17 protein-coding genes and 1 riboswitch are annotated in these 16515 nt (G+C 38.5%); of the genes, 6 read left to right on the forward strand and 11 right to left on the reverse strand.

From position 1 onward, the window contains the following. Positions 1-17: 17 nt before the first annotated feature. A complete protein-coding gene (locus AC6EIY_RS06880) occupies positions 18-203 on the reverse strand; it encodes an NAD(P)H dehydrogenase subunit NdhS (protein ID WP_498506210.1) in 186 nt (61 codons plus the stop codon). Between the two features lie 45 nt (positions 204-248). On the opposite strand from AC6EIY_RS06880, the gene rimM reads away from it, so the two are divergent. Both rimM and AC6EIY_RS06890 read left to right on the forward strand, forming a co-directional pair. After that, positions 249-779 (forward strand): ribosome maturation factor RimM, encoded by a 531-nt coding sequence (gene rimM, locus AC6EIY_RS06885; RefSeq protein WP_498506211.1) that lies wholly within the window; start codon positions 249-251, stop codon positions 777-779. Positions 780-831: 52 nt separating this feature from the next. Then, positions 832-2289, forward strand: coding sequence for a mannose-1-phosphate guanylyltransferase/mannose-6-phosphate isomerase (locus AC6EIY_RS06890; protein ID WP_498506212.1), 1458 nt, complete (start codon positions 832-834; stop codon positions 2287-2289). A gap of 65 nt (positions 2290-2354) precedes the next feature. Here AC6EIY_RS06890 and glmS read toward each other — a convergent pair whose 3' ends face one another. Together glmS and psaC are read right to left on the reverse strand one after the other, a co-directional pair. After that, positions 2355-4259: a glutamine--fructose-6-phosphate transaminase (isomerizing) gene (glmS, locus tag AC6EIY_RS06895; RefSeq protein WP_498506213.1), complete on the reverse strand. Its 1905-nt coding sequence runs from the start codon at positions 4257-4259 to the stop codon at positions 2355-2357. A 67-nt stretch (positions 4260-4326) separates the two neighbouring features. Then, positions 4327-4572, reverse strand: coding sequence for a photosystem I iron-sulfur center protein PsaC (gene psaC, locus AC6EIY_RS06900; RefSeq protein WP_011295528.1), 246 nt, complete (start codon positions 4570-4572; stop codon positions 4327-4329). A 195-nt stretch (positions 4573-4767) separates the two neighbouring features. On the opposite strand from psaC, the gene acpP reads away from it, so the two are divergent. The 3 genes from acpP to tkt are packed head-to-tail and all read left to right on the forward strand — an operon-like array spanning position 4768 to position 8328. Then, complete coding sequence (gene acpP, locus AC6EIY_RS06905) at positions 4768-5010, forward strand: acyl carrier protein (protein WP_011295529.1); 243 nt, start codon at positions 4768-4770, stop codon at positions 5008-5010. Between the two features lie 7 nt (positions 5011-5017). After that, positions 5018-6265, forward strand: a complete 1248-nt coding sequence (gene fabF, locus AC6EIY_RS06910) for a beta-ketoacyl-ACP synthase II (RefSeq protein WP_498506214.1) — start codon at positions 5018-5020, stop codon at positions 6263-6265. Between the two features lie 50 nt (positions 6266-6315). Next, positions 6316-8328 carry a transketolase gene (gene tkt / locus AC6EIY_RS06915; protein WP_498506215.1) on the forward strand — a complete coding sequence of 671 codons (2013 nt, stop codon included), beginning with the start codon at positions 6316-6318 and terminating at the stop codon, positions 8326-8328. A gap of 59 nt (positions 8329-8387) precedes the next feature. Here the strand turns inward: tkt and thiC are convergent, their stop codons facing one another. The 5 genes from thiC to ruvB all read right to left on the reverse strand — a co-directional run bounded on the left by thiC (position 8388) and on the right by ruvB (position 13260). After that, complete coding sequence (thiC, locus tag AC6EIY_RS06920) at positions 8388-9788, reverse strand: phosphomethylpyrimidine synthase ThiC (protein ID WP_498506216.1); 1401 nt, start codon at positions 9786-9788, stop codon at positions 8388-8390. 43 nt (positions 9789-9831) lie between these two features. Continuing rightward, a riboswitch (TPP riboswitch) is annotated at positions 9832-9935 on the reverse strand. 60 nt (positions 9936-9995) lie between these two features. Then, a complete protein-coding gene (locus tag AC6EIY_RS06925; protein WP_498506217.1) occupies positions 9996-10217 on the reverse strand; it encodes a DUF3188 domain-containing protein in 222 nt (73 codons plus the stop codon). A 12-nt stretch (positions 10218-10229) separates the two neighbouring features. Further along, positions 10230-11414, reverse strand: coding sequence for an amidohydrolase (locus AC6EIY_RS06930; RefSeq protein ID WP_498506218.1), 1185 nt, complete (start codon positions 11412-11414; stop codon positions 10230-10232). Positions 11415-11416: 2 nt separating this feature from the next. Beyond that, a complete protein-coding gene (locus AC6EIY_RS06935) occupies positions 11417-12193 on the reverse strand; it encodes a tetratricopeptide repeat protein (protein ID WP_498506219.1) in 777 nt (258 codons plus the stop codon). Next, positions 12190-13260: a Holliday junction branch migration DNA helicase RuvB gene (ruvB, locus tag AC6EIY_RS06940; protein WP_498506220.1), complete on the reverse strand. Its 1071-nt coding sequence runs from the start codon at positions 13258-13260 to the stop codon at positions 12190-12192. Before ruvB ends, AC6EIY_RS06935 begins: the two co-directional genes overlap by 4 nt. A 47-nt stretch (positions 13261-13307) precedes the next feature. On the opposite strand from ruvB, the gene smpB reads away from it, so the two are divergent. After that, positions 13308-13805: an SsrA-binding protein SmpB gene (smpB, locus tag AC6EIY_RS06945; RefSeq protein ID WP_498506221.1), complete on the forward strand. Its 498-nt coding sequence runs from the start codon at positions 13308-13310 to the stop codon at positions 13803-13805. Positions 13806-13866: 61 nt separating this feature from the next. Here smpB and AC6EIY_RS06950 read toward each other — a convergent pair whose 3' ends face one another. From AC6EIY_RS06950 to rpaB, 3 genes are all read right to left on the reverse strand, one after another. After that, positions 13867-14124 (reverse strand): DUF8660 family protein, encoded by a 258-nt coding sequence (locus tag AC6EIY_RS06950; protein ID WP_498506222.1) that lies wholly within the window; start codon positions 14122-14124, stop codon positions 13867-13869. 41 nt (positions 14125-14165) lie between these two features. Further along, the gene (gene lysS / locus AC6EIY_RS06955) at positions 14166-15686 is read right to left on the reverse strand and encodes a lysine--tRNA ligase (protein WP_498506223.1); all 1521 of its coding nucleotides are present in this window, start codon (positions 15684-15686) and stop codon (positions 14166-14168) included. A gap of 69 nt (positions 15687-15755) precedes the next feature. Continuing rightward, positions 15756-16496 carry a response regulator transcription factor RpaB gene (gene rpaB, locus AC6EIY_RS06960; protein ID WP_498508171.1) on the reverse strand — a complete coding sequence of 247 codons (741 nt, stop codon included), beginning with the start codon at positions 16494-16496 and terminating at the stop codon, positions 15756-15758. Positions 16497-16515: the final 19 nt, after the last annotated feature.

A 16515-nucleotide genomic window follows, 5' to 3' on the forward strand; every position in this document is an offset into this window, starting at 1 on the left:
AATTTGAAAAGTATTCATTAACTTTTAACAAGATCTTTTAAAGGTAGTGTCAATAATTTATCCCAATTACCTCCTTCAAAAAGCACTGCAGCTTTATTACCACTTATTCTTTGAACAAATCCTTCATAACCATTATAAATTGAATCTTGGTTATTTACAGTTACTGTTGTCCCAGGGAGAATAAGGTCTTTTGAATCAGTCATAATTAAACATATTAAAATAAACTTATAAAAAGTCTATCTATAAGAATGATCGAAAAAGATAAATGGATGTCAATTGGTGAAATTGTTGCCCCGCAGGGTTTAAAAGGCGATATTCGAATCAAACCTAGCAGTGAATTTCCTGAGAGGTTTACAAAGCCTGGAAAACGCTGGATTCAAAAAAACAACGAATTGCCCACGGAAATTAATTTAACGAAAGGAAGGCTTATTCCAGGCAAATCAACTTATGTACTTTCTCTCGAAGAAGTATCTAATAGGAGTTCAGCAGAGAAAATTGTTGGATGGAAATTAGTCATACCAATAAGTAGCAGACCAAAATTGAGTCAAGATGAGTACCATTACTTTGATTTGATTGGGTTAGAAGCAAGAAAAGGTCCAAAAAAGACTTTAATTGGTTATGTAACTAACTTAATCAAGGGAGGGAACGACCTCCTAGAGATAGAGTTGTTAGAAGGTAAAAAAGTTTTAGTACCTTTTGTTAAAGAAATTATCCCAGAAATAGAAATCAAAGAAAAATGGCTTCTCATCGATCCACCACCAGGCTTATTGGAAATCTAAAAATCATTCAGATTTTTAATCAGTACTTCAAGAATGATTTACAAAGTTCTTCATGGAAATAAATCATAACTCAATAATTCCTGTAATTCTTAGTGGTGGATCAGGAACAAGATTGTGGCCACTTTCAAGAGAAAGTTATCCAAAGCAATTTCTAGCACTAGATTCACGAAAAAAACAAACTCTTTTACAAAGCACTTATGAAAGGCTTCTAGGTTTAGAGGGTCTTGAAAAACCGATATTGATATGTAATGAAGATCATAGATTTATAGTTGCAGAACAATTTAGAGAACTAAATACAACTCCCCAAGCAATCATTCTCGAACCAGAAGGTCGAAATACTGCTCCAGCGATAGCCGTTGCTGCGCTTCAAGCAATTTCTTTAGGTAAAGATCCTTTGCTTTTAATTTTGGCAGCGGATCATTTAATAGAAAATACCGATGAATTCAAAAGAGTAATTCAATCAGCAAAAACATATGCAAATAAAGGCAGACTAGTGACTTTTGGTATCATTCCGACATGTGCAGAAACAGGTTACGGTTATATTGAAGCCAAAGAATCACCTGTTCAAGAAGATCAAATAACAGGACTAGAAATAAAAAAATTCATAGAAAAACCTAATAAAGATCTTGCCGAGAAACTAAGCAAAGATTCTAGTTACACGTGGAATAGTGGTATGTTTCTTTTTAAAGCGAGTTCGATAATAAAAGAATTAGAAAAATTTGCGCCAGAAATAATTAATTATTGCAAGAGTGCTATTGAGAAAGATGTATTGGATCTTGATTTTCTAAGATTAGAACCAAATTCATTTAAGAAATGTCCAAAGGTATCTTTAGATATTGCAGTAATGGAAAAAACGAAATTAGGAACGGTTCTTCCATTAAATGTTGGATGGAGTGACATAGGAAGTTGGAAATCCTTATGGGATATCAGTCAAAAAAATAATGATGGAAACTATATAAATGGGAGAGTAATAGCAGAAAAAAGTAAAAACTGTTTTTTACAAAGCGAACAGCGTCTCATAATAGGAATAGGGATAGAAAATCTAATAGTTGTGGATACAAACGACGCTATATTAGTAGCGAGTAAAGATCAATCTCAGAACATTGGAAATATCGTAAAAAGATTAAGTTCAACGGATTTTCCGGAAGGTAAAGTTCACAGAAAAATTTATAGACCCTGGGGTAATTACACTACAATAGTTGAGGGGAAAAGATGGCTAGTTAAACTGATAGAAGTAAAGCCAAAAGCGTCTCTTTCTTTACAAATGCATCACCATAGAGCTGAACATTGGGTAGTAGTTAATGGAACAGCATTGATAGAAAAGAATGGGGAAAAGCAACTTTTAAGTGAAAATGAAAGTACATTTATTCCTTTAGGTTGCAAACATAGATTAAGCAATCCAGGAAGGATGAAGCTTGAGCTTATTGAAGTACAAAGTGGTACTTATTTAGACGAAGATGATATTATCCGTTTTGAAGATTCCTACGGCAGAATAAAAAATATTAGTTGATAAAAACTATAGTTTAGTTATTTAAATTAGAGAAAATAATTAAATAAAATTATTAAAAAGTCAAATCACTCTACAGTTACACTTTTTGCTAAATTCCTAGGCTGATCAACGTCTAAACCTTTATGAGCGGCTATGTGATAACTAAATAACTGTAGAGGTACAACAGTCAAAAGAGGGCTTACCCATTCACTAACTTTTGGAATAGTAAACAATTCATCAAACATTTCTGCTTCCGGACTACTTGTTGATACTCCAATTAGACGAGCATCTCTAGCTTTCGCCTCTTGCGAATTACTGAGAACTTTTTCATACACTACACCTGGAGCTGCAATAGATACCACTGGAACATGTTGATCTAATAGTGCTATTGGTCCATGTTTAAGCTCCCCAGCCGGATAGCCTTGAGCATGAATGTAACTTATTTCCTTAAGTTTTAGAGCACCCTCAAGTGCAATTGGATAATTTATACCTCTACCTAAGAAAATCACATCTTTTGTTTCAACAAACATGTGTGCCATTTCCTGTGAGAGAGAGTCATGCTTTTTTATAAGTTCTGTTTGCTGTTTAGGAATTAATCTCAAATCATTGGAGAGATCCAGAATTTCTTGAGGAGTTCTTTTTTTTCTATGAGAAGCAAACAACAAAGTTAAGCCATAAAAAGACAACATTTGCCCCAGAAAGGTTTTAGTTGCTGCAACACCTATTTCGATCCCTGATCCAATATCAATGACATTTTCAAGTTCTCGACCAAATGAACTATCGACTCTGTTAGTAATCCCCAAGTGATGAAAAGAAAAATTAGCATCATCAATGGAATCTCTTCTATCTTTTTCCATCCTTAATGCAGCTAAAGTATCTGCAGTTTCCCCCGATTGACTTACTCCTATTGTTAAAGTGTTTGGGTAAAGTGGTGGTGGAGCATATCGAAATTCACTTGCAAAATATACCTTTGTAGATACACCTGAAAACTGTTCCAACAAATAAGCACCTACCATAGCTGCATGTCTGCTTGTACCACAGGCAAGAATCTGTATTTGTTCAATCTTTTCGAGGACATTTGTTGAAATCGGGAAAGCCAATGAATTCTTTAAGGGCAAATCCATAGGCAAAAATCTGTCTATCCATAATTGAGTTCTTTCTGGCTGTTCATAAATTTCTTTCAGCATGAAATGACGGAAATTCCTTTTATCGGCAGATAACTCTGTTCCCTCTAGAAGCGATGGTGGTCTGTGCTGCCTATTTCCATCATCATCATAAAGTTCAATTCCTAATGGAGTTAAAAGTGCAATTTCATGATCTTCTAATGGTAGAAATGTACGCGTAAATTCCGCTAATGCTGGGATATCACTTGCACAAAAAAACTCACCTTCACCAAAGCCGAGAACTAATGGTGCTTGTACGCTAGCCACTACTAAAGCATTTGGAGCCTTTGCCCAAATCACGGCTATGGCATAAGTCCCCTCTAACAAAGTCAAAACCTTTTGAACAGCCATTAATAATGTTTGTCCATTTGGGGAAAGCCCATTAGCCAAGGACTTTTCTAATTCAAGCCCGATTAAATGTGGAATTATCTCAGTATCAGTTTCGGAGGTAAATTTAATTCCCTTGAGTTTCAGTGTTTTAGATAAATCCCTGTGATTTTCAATAATCCCATTCTGCACTACTGCAATTTGAGCTAAAGAATCAAGGTGAGGATGTGAGTTCCTCTCGTTAGGTTTACCATGAGTAGCCCATCTGGTGTGGCCAATACCTACATAACCTTTGGGAGGCTTTTCTTTAATTAAATTTGCAAGATTATAGAGTTTTCCTTGGGATTTAATGATATTTAGTTTTCCAATTTGATCGTTTTTTGAATTATCAATTGTAGCTATCCCCGCAGAATCATAACCTCGATATTCAAGTTTTCTCAGCCCATCAATAAGTTTAGAAGAGACTTCCGTAGATCCAATAACAGCAAATATGCCACACATAAATTTAAACTAGCTTTACAAATTACTTATATATAAAATAAACGTTGAAGAAAAAAATAACTAATTCTTAGTAGGCTAATCCCATACTTCTAGTTGTTTCGTCACCTAAGTAAACCCTGATACTGAGGAAATCAGTTGGGCAAGCAGTTTCGCACCGCTTACACCCAACGCAATCTTCAGTTCTTGGAGATGACGCTATCTGAGATGCCTTACATCCGTCCCAGGGGACCATTTCAAGAACATCCAGTGGACAAGCCCTTACGCATTGGGTGCAGCCAATACAAGTGTCGTAGATTTTGACTGCGTGAGACAACTGCCTTTAGATTGATTTGTATATGTAAAATTTTATACTCTCTGTTTAGTGAAACTGTGGATTTTGATCAGTTCTGATACTTTTGGTAACAGAGCATTTATTACTATCTGTCAAGTTAGGTTGTTTCTAATGCAAAAAGGTTTTTCGAAGTAGACACATTAACCCGTAGGATTAGAAGTCAGGTCTAAGAAGGTTATGTCCCAGGAAGCAATCCTTGAAAAAGTTCGTTCTATCGTCGCAGAACAACTTAGCGTTGAAGCCGGTGAAGTAAAACCGGATTCAAATTTCCAAAACGATCTCGGTGCAGACTCTCTCGACACTGTCGAATTAGTAATGGCGCTCGAAGAAGCATTTGACATAGAGATCCCTGACGAGGCTGCAGAGGGTATTGCCACTGTCGGGGATGCAGTCAAATACATCGAAGAAAAACAGTCTTGAGGTTTAAATGATGGAGAAACTCCATCGAGTTGTTATTACAGGTCTTGGTGCCATTACTCCAATTGGCAACAACATAGAAAGTTACCTTCAAGGCCTTCAATCTGGTCAAAACGGGGTAAATCAAATAACACTCTTTGACGCCTCTTCCCATGCCTGCAGATTTGCAGCAGAGGTGAAAAGTTTTGACCCAACAGGCATATTAGAGCCAAAAGAATCCAAAAGATGGGATCGCTTCTCAAAATTTGGAGTAATTGCAGCAAAAGAAGCACTGAATCATTCAGGTTTAATAATTGACGATTCTAATTCCGCAAGAATTGGAGTGATTATTGGATCGGGAGTTGGTGGGTTGCTGACGATGGAAACTCAAGCACATGTTTTAAACAACAAAGGAGCTAGTCGAGTCAGTCCATTTACCGTGCCCATGATGATTCCAAACATGGCTACTGGTCTTGCTGCGATTGCACTTGGCGCTAAAGGGCCAAGTTCAGCGGTTTCAACTGCTTGTGCTGCAGGATCAAATGCTATTGGTGATGCATTCAGACTTCTCCAATTAGGCAAGGCAGATGCAATGGTTTGTGGCGGAGCAGAAGCAAGTATTACTCCTCTAGGTGTAGCAGGTTTCGCGAGTGCCAAAGCTCTATCATTTAGGAATGAAGATCCATCCACTGCGAGTAGACCATTTGATTCTCAAAGAGATGGATTCGTAATTGGAGAAGGAGCAGGAGTATTAATTCTAGAAACTCTTGAACATGCATTAAAAAGAGACGCAACAATACATGGAGAAATAATCGGTTATGGAACCACGTGTGATGCTCATCACATCACCTCACCTACGCCAGGTGGAGTAGGAGGTGCAGAGGCCATTAAACTCGCATTAAATGATGGGAAAATCAATCCTGAGCAAGTCGATTACATCAATGCTCATGGAACAAGTACCCCAGCCAATGACAGTAATGAAACTTCTGCAATTAAAACAGCATTAGGGAACCATGCATTCAAAGTCCCCACGAGCTCAACAAAATCAATGACTGGTCATTTATTGGGAGGTTCAGGTGGCATAGAAGCAGTTGCTTGTGTTTTAGCAATAAAACATGAAATAATTCCGCCAACAATTAATTATTCCAATCCCGATCCAAATTGTGATCTAGATTATGTTCCCAACAAGGCAAGAGAAAAGAAATTAGGCGTAGTACTATCTAACTCTTTCGGGTTTGGCGGTCACAATGTCTGTCTAGCTTTTCGACAAATGATCTAATCAATGTCGTCTTAACTGTCCACTTTAAAATTTCCACTCACTTATTCAAAATGGTTGCCCTGACTAATTCTCTAGACACACTATGCATCAATAGCATCAGAATGCTCGCAGTTGACGCAATAAATAAATCAAATAGCGGCCACCCAGGACTTCCTATGGGTTGTGCGCCGATGGGATACGCATTATGGGACAAACATCTTCGTCATAATCCAAAAAATCCAAAATGGTTTAACCGAGACAGATTCGTCCTTTCTGCAGGACATGGGTGCATGTTGTTGTATGCCCTTTTGCATTTAACAGGCTACGACTCTGTAACGATGGAGGACATAAAACAATTCCGACAATGGGGTGCAAAAACTCCTGGTCACCCAGAAACTTTCGAGACACCGGGAGTTGAAGTCACTGCAGGACCACTGGGAGCTGGAATTTCAAATGCGGTGGGACTCGCAATAGCAGAAGCGCATTTATCAGCCAAATTTAATAAGCCCGATTCAACAGTTGTAGATCACTACACGTACGTAATTATGGGTGATGGATGCAATCAAGAAGGAATAGCCTCAGAAGCTTGTTCTCTCGCAGGTCATCTAAAGCTTGGGAAATTAATCGCTCTATACGACGACAACAGCATCACAATTGATGGAAGAACTGATGTGTCATTTACAGAAGATGTATTAAAAAGATATGAAGCTTATGGATGGCATGTTCAAGAAATACATAATGGAAATACAGATGTGGAAGGCATCTCTAAAGCAATAGAAAAAGCAAAATCAGTTACCGATAAGCCCTCAATAATAAAAATCACGACAACCATCGGATTCGGCTCTCCAAACAAGAGTGATACAGCTGGGATCCATGGAGCAGCTCTTGGAGAAGAAGAAGCAGAACTTACAAGGAAAGAACTTGATTGGTCATACGAACCTTTTAAAATTCCTCAAGATGTATATGACCAATACCGTCAAGCTATTCAAAGAGGCTCCCAACTTGAGTCTAAATGGAATCAAACACTTGCGGATTACAAGGCAAAGTATCCTGCTGAAGCATCTGAATTTGAACGGATGCTTAGAGGGGAGCTTCCTCAAGGGTGGGATAAAGATTTGCCTGCATATACAGCAGATGACAAGGGCCTTGCCACAAGAAAACACTCTCAAATATGTTTAGGTGCTTTGGGGCCTAACCTTCCTGAACTAATAGGAGGTTCTGCAGATTTAACACACTCAAATTACACAGATATAAAAGGTGAAACAGGGTCTTTTCAATATGAAAGTCCTGAAAAACGTTATTTGCATTTTGGTGTTAGAGAACATGCGATGGCAGCCATTCTCAATGGCATTGCATATCACGACAGTGGTCTAATACCTTACGGTGGAACCTTCCTAGTCTTCGCAGACTATATGAGAGGCTCGATGCGTCTTTCAGCTCTCAGTGAGCTTGGGGTTATTTATGTTTTAACCCATGACTCAATAGGTGTCGGTGAAGATGGGCCAACACATCAACCAATAGAAACCATTCCCTCACTAAGAGCAATGCCAAATATGATGGTTTTCCGTCCAGGTGATGGTAATGAAACCAGTGGTGCTTATAAAGTTGCAATTAAGAATCGTAAGAGACCAAGCTCTTTGTGCCTAAGTAGGCAGGGCATGGTGAATCAACAAAATTCATCAGTAGAAAAAGTTGCTTTAGGTGGATATGTACTGGAAGATTGCGATGGCACAGCTGATCTAATACTTATTGGAACTGGAACTGAACTTGATTTATGTGTCCAAGCAGCGAAGAAACTAACTTTAGAAGGTAAAAAAGTGCGAGTAGTTTCTATGCCATGCGTAGAGCTTTTTGAAGAACAAAGCGACAGTTATAAAGATGAAGTTTTACCTTCTAACATCAGAAAACGCATAGTAGTTGAAGCCGCAGAGAGCTTCGGATGGCATAAATATATCGGTCTTGATGGAGATAGCGTAACTATGAATAGCTTTGGAGCATCTGCACCAGGTGGATTATGTATGGAAAAATTTGGATTTACAGTTGAGAACGTACTAGAAAAATCTAGAAATCTACTCAACAAATAAATTAAGCATTGCAATTACCAAACAGTTAATTAATCCATTTAAACAAGTTAAACAAGGAACTAATTTTCTTTGTTTAACTTTACGGGGGTTAATTCAGCTGCACCTTTTGACTTGATTTGATCGTTTAATTTATCAAGATCTTCATCTGTGATTTTTGTATTCATTGGGCAATGGTTAGGACCGCACATTGAACAAAATTCTGCTTTTTTGAAAATTTCTTCGGGCAAGGTTTCGTCATGGTATTGCTTAGCTCTCTCTGGATCCAATGACAATTCAAACTGCTTGTTCCAGTCAAATTCTTTCCTAGCCTTACTTAATTCATCATCACGATCTCGTGCTCCAGATCTATGCCTTGCAACATCTGCAGCATGAGCAGCAATTTTATAAGCAATTAGACCTTCCCTAACATCTTCAGGATTTGGCAAGCCAAGATGTTCCTTAGGTGTCACATAACAAAGCATCGCGGTACCGTACCAACCTGCCATAGCTGCACCAATAGCACTTGAAATGTGGTCATAACCAGGTGATATATCTGTTACTAATGGACCTAGAACATAGAAAGGCGCTTCTGAACACTCCTCCATTTGCTTCCTAACATTGAATTCAATTTGATCCATCGGCACATGACCAGGCCCTTCGACCATAACTTGGACATCATGTTTCCAAGCTCGTCTAGTCAATTCACCCAAGGTTTTCAACTCCGCAAGTTGAGCTTCATCAGATGCATCATGCAAGCATCCAGGCCTTAGTGAATCGCCTAAAGAAAAAGTGCAATCATAGCGTTTAAAAATTTCGCAAATATCATCAAAACGAGTAAACAAAGGATTTTGCTTGTAGTGATAAAGCATCCATTGAGCAAGAATTCCACCGCCTCGACTAACTATTCCAGTAATGCGACCTTTAACCTTAGGTAGATGTTCAATCAATAAGCCAGCATGAATAGTTTGATAATCAACTCCTTGCTGACAATGCTTTTCGATGATGTGTAAAAAATCATCCTCGGTTAACCTTGAAATAGATCCGTGAACACTTTCTAAAGCTTGATAAACAGGAACTGTCCCAATAGGGATAGGGGAGGCATTTATAATTGCAGTTCGAACTTCATCTAAATTAACTCCTCCAGTGGACAGATCCATAAGGGTATCTGCGCCATATTTAACAGCAAGCTCAAGCTTTTTTAATTCTTCGCTGATATCACTTGCATTTGGGGAAGCGCCAATATTTGCGTTGACTTTACAAGTAGAGGCAATACCTATTGCCATCGGCTCTAAGTTGGTATGATTAATATTCGCAGGGATAACCATACGACCACGCGCAACCTCTTCCATAATCAAAGTCTCTGGGAGATTTTCACGCTTTGCCACAAAAAACATTTCCTCAGTGATTTCGCCTTTGCGAGCAAAATGCATCTGAGAGACATTGTTTTTACCCTTTCTGGAAGCAACCCATGAATTCCGCATGAACTAAAAAGCTATTGAATAAAGAAAGGGAGCATTATGCAAAGATCACAATATTTCACTTTCCTTACGCTGGTTCAAACCAGATCAGGTTCAGAGGGTGTGATCTCAGCCATACCCTGAAGCGATATGGCACCCCTAGTGATAAATACAAACTAGCTCGAAATCACGAACTAAACCCTAAAGTTTTTATAGATAAAAAATTTCTGTTTAAAATTTTCGATTATTCATTTCCTTTTTAATCTCTAGAAACAACATTCTTCGTCTCCTGAATCTTCTAACTGCCCCAGTCAAAACCAATCCACTTCCAACTACTAATGCAGGTATTACTTGGATCTTATCTTTGCCCTCTCTATGTAAAAGACCAGTAATTGCTAATAAAATCAGCAAAGGTGCTGAAATTGAAATTAATGGATTACCCAATCTGTTCATGAAATTAAGAAATTAAATATTGTGAGGAGGTTTACTAGCCATCACTATTGTTTGAGACAAAATTTTTATTCCTAATTCCAGACTTCTTTCATCCAAAGAGAAATATCCACTATGCAATGGAGCACAACCTTGATCTCCGGCAACTCCTAATCGAAACATCGTCCCAGGGACATCTTGCAAAAAGAAAGCAAAATCTTCAGCACCTAATGAGGGATTTTCTAAATAAACAATATTTTCTGGATCCATAAAATTCTTCGCGCACTCAGATAACAAATTGGTTAAATCAGGGTCGTTATAAACTGGAGGCGCTATTGACTTAAATTTTATATTAGCTTTAGCTTCATAATTATTAACTATATTTTGAACTATTTTGTCTATCCATTGAGGCAACTTTTCATAAAGTTGGCTATCCAAGCATCTTACTGTTCCAAGAAGCTTAACTCTCTCAGCAATTACATTAAAAGCATTCCCTCCGGAAATTTTCCCAAAACTTATAACTACTGGTTTGAGAGCATCTAACTGTCTACTAATAGCCTCTTGAAGTTCACTTATAACTTTTGCCGCGATCCAAATTGCGTCTGTGCCTTCATGAGGTCTGGCCCCATGTCCTCCTTTTCCGATAATCTCTATTTCTAATTCAGCAGCGGCGGCTGTAAAAGTACCACTTTTTATTCCAATTTTTCCAACTGGCAAATCTGGATAAACATGAACACCAAAGAGAGCACAAACTCCTTCAAGAACCTTTTCAGATCTCATCCAATTTGCACCAAGTGCAATCTCTTCCGCAGGTTGAAAAATTATTCTGATTCGAGAAGTTGTGAATTTATTGTTTGCTAATACTTTTGCCACTCCCAAGCCAATAGAAGTATGCAGATCATGCCCGCATGCATGCATCAAGCCTTGAATTGAAGAAGAGTAATCCAAGCCAGTTCTCTCCTCGATTGGCAGAGCGTCCATATCAACTCGCAAGGCAATAACAGGTCCGCTTTTTTTACCCATTTCAGCAACAACGCCTGTTTTACCAACTGCTTCTTTTACCTCCCAACCTGCTTTTCTCAGCTCCCCAGCTACAAAAGCAGCTGTTTGATATTCCTGACCACTTAATTCTGGATGAGCATGTAGATGTCGTCGTGACCTAATAAAGTCAGGAAGCATTTCCTTAGACAAAAATTCAATTTTTTTACCTAAATCTCTCATCTTTAATCCAACGCAAGAAATGCAATCAAATCATTTGTAGGTTTTGGAGGCCAACGGCGGATATGCAGTAACCAATCTTTATCACGGTATCTAATATCGAGTCCAGAAGCTGCAGCCCAGTTACTTTCAGCTTCACCTATGAAACCTTTACGCCAAAGAAGAGCACTTAGTGCTGCTCTAGCATCCGCGAATAAGGGATATTTACGAATTAATATTCTAATTTTTTTTTCAGCGAGTTCAAGATCACCCAATTGATAAATTGTAAGCGCCTCACTAGAGCTAGCCATAGCAATAGAATAATCGGAAGACGCAGCTTGAGAAAATAATCTCTTCGCTTCAATCCAATTCCCCATAGAGCCCATTACATTACCTAAGTTATATAAAGCCGAAACATCTTTAGGATTCCTCTCTAAAACGTATTTGTAATCATTACTAGCGTCTTCCCAACGCTGCAAAGCTTCTTCAGCAATTCCTCTATTCAGATAAGGGTCTAAATCTTCAGGTGAAATTTTTATGGCCATGGTTTGATCTTTTATGGCGCCCTTAGGATCACCGAGAGCAAGACGAATATTTCCTCTATTACTCAATGCAGCCGCGTCATTTGGATTGTCATTCAAATAAGAACTCCAATCTTTTTCAGCTTGAATAAAATCTCCATTCTTACTTTCTTGAAGAGCCTTCTCGAATAAGTATTTGGGAAGCATCTTAGCTTGCGACGCAAATGGTACAAAAACAATAGAAAGCAGAAGTAAAACCTTTACAACTGATATGTTGATCATTTGTCTATTTTATTTGTTGAAGTAAGAAGACAATGTTTCTCAGCGGCTGGAGTAACAACCCTCCCCCTGGCAGTTCTTTGTAAAAAACCAATTTGCATTAAATAAGGCTCAACTACAGTTTCAAGAGTGGTTGAATCCTCTCCTAGCCCAGCTGCCAATGTTTCAAGGCCGACAGGGCCGCCTTGATATTGATTAACTATCAGGCCTAGATAACTTCTATCTGTGGCATCTAATCCTCTTTGATCGACTCGATGAAGATCAAGGGCTTCATTAACAAGTTTTACATCAATAGATTTTGAAGAGGAATGCACCTCTGCAAAATCTCTTACTCTTCGTATGAGCCTATTCGCAATTCGGGGCGTACCTCTACTTCTTCTGGCTAATTGATGAGATGCTTCTTCTGAAATTGATAAATTTATAAGGCTCGCAGATCTTTTAATTATGTTTTCAAGATCCAAGTAATTATAAAAGTCTAGTCGCTGAGTTATTCCAAAGCGATCTCGCATAGGGGAGCTCAACGCAGCCGGCTTTGTAGTGGCTCCAACCAATGTGAAAGGTGGAATTTCGATTGATCGCATCCTTGAGGAAGCACCTTTGCCTACAGTTAAATCCAACCTTCTATCCTCCATAGCTGGATACAAAAGTTCCTGAGATATACGATTGAGTCGGTGAATCTCATCAACAAATATCAATTCACGCGGCTGCATATTGATCAATAATCCAACAATATCCCTTGGTCGTTCAAGTGCTGGTGCGCTTGTAACTCTAGCTTTAACTCCTAATTCCTCAGCAATAACCAAAGCCATAGTTGTTTTCCCCAATCCAGGCGGCCCATAAAGCATTAAATGATCTAATGCTTCTCCTCTCGTCAATGAAGCTTTAACTGATATTTCAAGAACCTTCTTTAACTCAGATTGACCCACGAATTCATCAAAAGATTTCGGCCTAAGTGAATCTTGCCTAGATAATTTAATCTCCTCTTTTAAAAGAGTAGAACCAACTAATCTTTCCTCTCCTTTATCATTAGGAAGAGGCGAATGATTAGTAATTGAAGACACAATTGCCATGAACGAAGGGTAGTGGCATATCCACAAAAATGGAGGTAAATAGAAAAATGAGCAAAAAAAGAAAGAAAAAATCCAAAAAAATTTCCTCAGTTGATGGAAATCGTCGCTTAGCTGAAAATCGAAAAGCAAGATACGAGTATGAAATCCTAGAAACACTTGAAACTGGCTTAGAGCTTCTTGGAACTGAAGTTAAGTCAATTAGAGCTGGGAAAGTCAACTTAAAAGACGGGTTTTGTTTAATTAAAAAAGATCAAATTCAACTTCATAATGTTCACATATCGCCTCATAATCATGCCGGCAAATTTTTCAATCACGAACCTCTAAGAATCAAAAGACTTCTTGCACATCGAAAAGAAATAAAAAAATTAAAAATAGATTTAGAAAGAAAAGGTTTAGCATTAATACCTTTAAGTATTTACCTCAAAGGCTCATGGATAAAATTGAAAATAGGAATAGGAAAAGGGCGAAAGCTGCATGACAAAAGGGATAGAGAGAAAGTTAATGACTCAAAAAGAGATGTAGCTAATGCACTAAAACGTTTTTAAAAGGAGAAATTTATTAATATCATCTATAAAAGATTTCCCTAAAAAACAAATAATATATTCTTCAATTATCACTGACATCTAAAATGACATTTTCTGGTGGAGGTGTTGGATCAGGGTCCGCAATGAGCATATGTTGTAAAACAATTTCAGGACGCTCACTATCTCTCCATCTAATACGATAAGCAGGCATTTTTGTCCCCCTGCTTGTCGTTTGTTCAACAGGTTCCATAACCCAACCGCGTCTTGAACGCCCTTGGGGATTTCGTTTCACAACAGCATCTGCGTGCTTGAAGCGAAAACCAACTCTCTCGCCACTCATCTGAACAAAATACTTACTCGCCTATTATCCACTCTGACGGGTCACTTTCCAGTTTGTTTTAAATTTGATTCTGGTCGCAAAAGCGGAAAAGCTATGACATCTCTAATTGAAGGACTATCAGTTAATAGCATTACAAACCTATCTATCCCTATACCAAGACCTCCTGTTGGAGGCATTCCAACCTCAAGAGCATTAATAAAATCTTCGTCCAAGCTGTGAGCCTCAAGATCACCTGCCTCTTTTTGCGCCTGCTGTAACAGTAAACGTTCTTTTTGATCAATAGGATCAATTAACTCACTAAACGCATTAGCAGTTTCTCTGCCCACAATAAAAAGTTCAAACCTTTCAACTAAACCTTTCTTAGTCCTATGTTTTCTGGCTAAAGGAGAAATCTCAATTGGATAATCCATCACAAATGTAGGTTGAACCAGCTTAGGCTCTACTACTTGCTCAAAAGCTTCATTTAACAGTTTCCCAACACTATCAGCTTTTTTTGGCGCTTGGAGGCCTTCTTGAATCATTGCGGCCCTGGCATCGTTAACTTTATCTCCAAACAACTCAAAATCAATTCCAGTGAATTCCTGAACTAATTCATGCATCGTGGCCCTTCTCCAAGGGGGTTTCAGATTTATTTCTTGCTCTTGATAATTAATTTTGGTCGATCCACAAATTTTTTCGCAAACTGAAGAAAGTAATTTTTCTGTTAATTCCATCATGTCAAAATAGTCTGAAAAAGCTTCATAAATTTCAACAGAAGTAAATTCAGGATTATGCCGCGTGCTAATACCTTCATTTCTGAAAATTCTTCCCAGTTCATAAACCCTTTGAAACCCCCCCACCACAAGTCTTTTAAGATGCAATTCTGTTGCAATTCTCAAATACAAAGGTAAATCAAGGGTGTTGTGGTGAGTTATAAAAGGCCTTGCATCAGCACCACCGGCCTCTGATTGTAAAACTGGGGTCTCAATCTCGAGAAAATCTTTTTCATCTAACCATCGTCGAATTGAACTAACTAACAAAGCTCTGGTTCTAAAAGTTTTTTTTGATTGAGGATTAACAATTAAATCTAAGTATCTTTGCCTGTAACGCTTTTCAACATCGGCAAGGCCATGCCATTTATCTGGTAAAGGCTGCAAAGATTTTGACAACATTGACCACTCAAAGACTTTGATAGAGAGTTCACCTCTATCAGTTCTTCTCAATATTCCACTCACTCCTATCCAATCACCAGAGTCAACAAGGGAGGTAATAGTCTCAAAATTATTCTTTGCATTTTCGCTATTTTTATTTTGATTTAACGTAGCCTTTTCTAAAAATAATTGTATTGTGCCTGTTTCATCGGCAATAGTAAAAAAAGCGAGTTTGCCCATCACTCTTCTAGAAGTTATTCGCCCTGCAATGGACACTTCTTCTTTTTTTTCTTCTCCCTTTGGCAAGTCTGCGTATTTTTCCTGTAAAACAGAGGAAGAATAAGTAGGTTTAAAATTTAAGCCATATGGACCTTGTCCAAGGCTTTTTAGTGCTTTTGCCTTCTCAAGGCGGGTATCTCTTAATTCAGACAAGGCAATTCATACATACGGCAGAAAAGAACGGGATAAATGCAAAACCTATCAATATTGAGCTATGAATCTCTAACTTGCAATAGCAGTTGGAAATTCTCCCATTCTTTGCGAAGCGTAGCCAATACCTCTTACAGTTAAAATCAATTCAGGATTTCTTGGATCTGGTTCAAGTTTGCCCCTCAAACGAGCGACGTATACATCTACAACTCTCAAATCAGCCGCTCTTCGAGGAGGGTAACCCCAAAGCTGTTCCAAAATCTCAGCTCTGGGGACAACACGACCAGGATCACGAAATAATAATTCCAGTAAACTGAACTCTGTATATGTAAGACCTATTCTTGCTCCGCCTCTGCTGACTTGCCTTCTATTGGTGTCTACAACAAGATCACCAAGTTTCATTACTCCTTGTCCTGAGGGAATCTCTCGAGGCTCATCTACTGTAGGAGCTGGTCCAACTCTTCTAAGTATCGTCGCAATTCTTGCCTCCAACTCTTTAGGGCTAAATGGCTTAGCCAGATAATCATCAGCGCCCAAATCCAAACCAGCAACTCTTTCTGAAATCGCCTCAAGAGCTGTCAAAAATATTATTGGGACACAAGACTCGGCTCTAATTCTCCGACACACTGCGAAACCATCCATCTTGGGGAGCATGACATCAAGAACCACTAAGTCTGGTGCTTCTTTGTGAAAAACCTCGAGTGCTTGTTCTCCATCCTGTGCAGATAAAACCTGGTATCCAGCAAGATTAAGCCTTGTGACCAAGACTTTCAATACTGCTGGTTCATCATCTACAACCAAAATACAGGTCATAAGATTAACTGTTGCCGTA

This window comes from Prochlorococcus sp. MIT2304 (genome assembly GCF_059772405.1).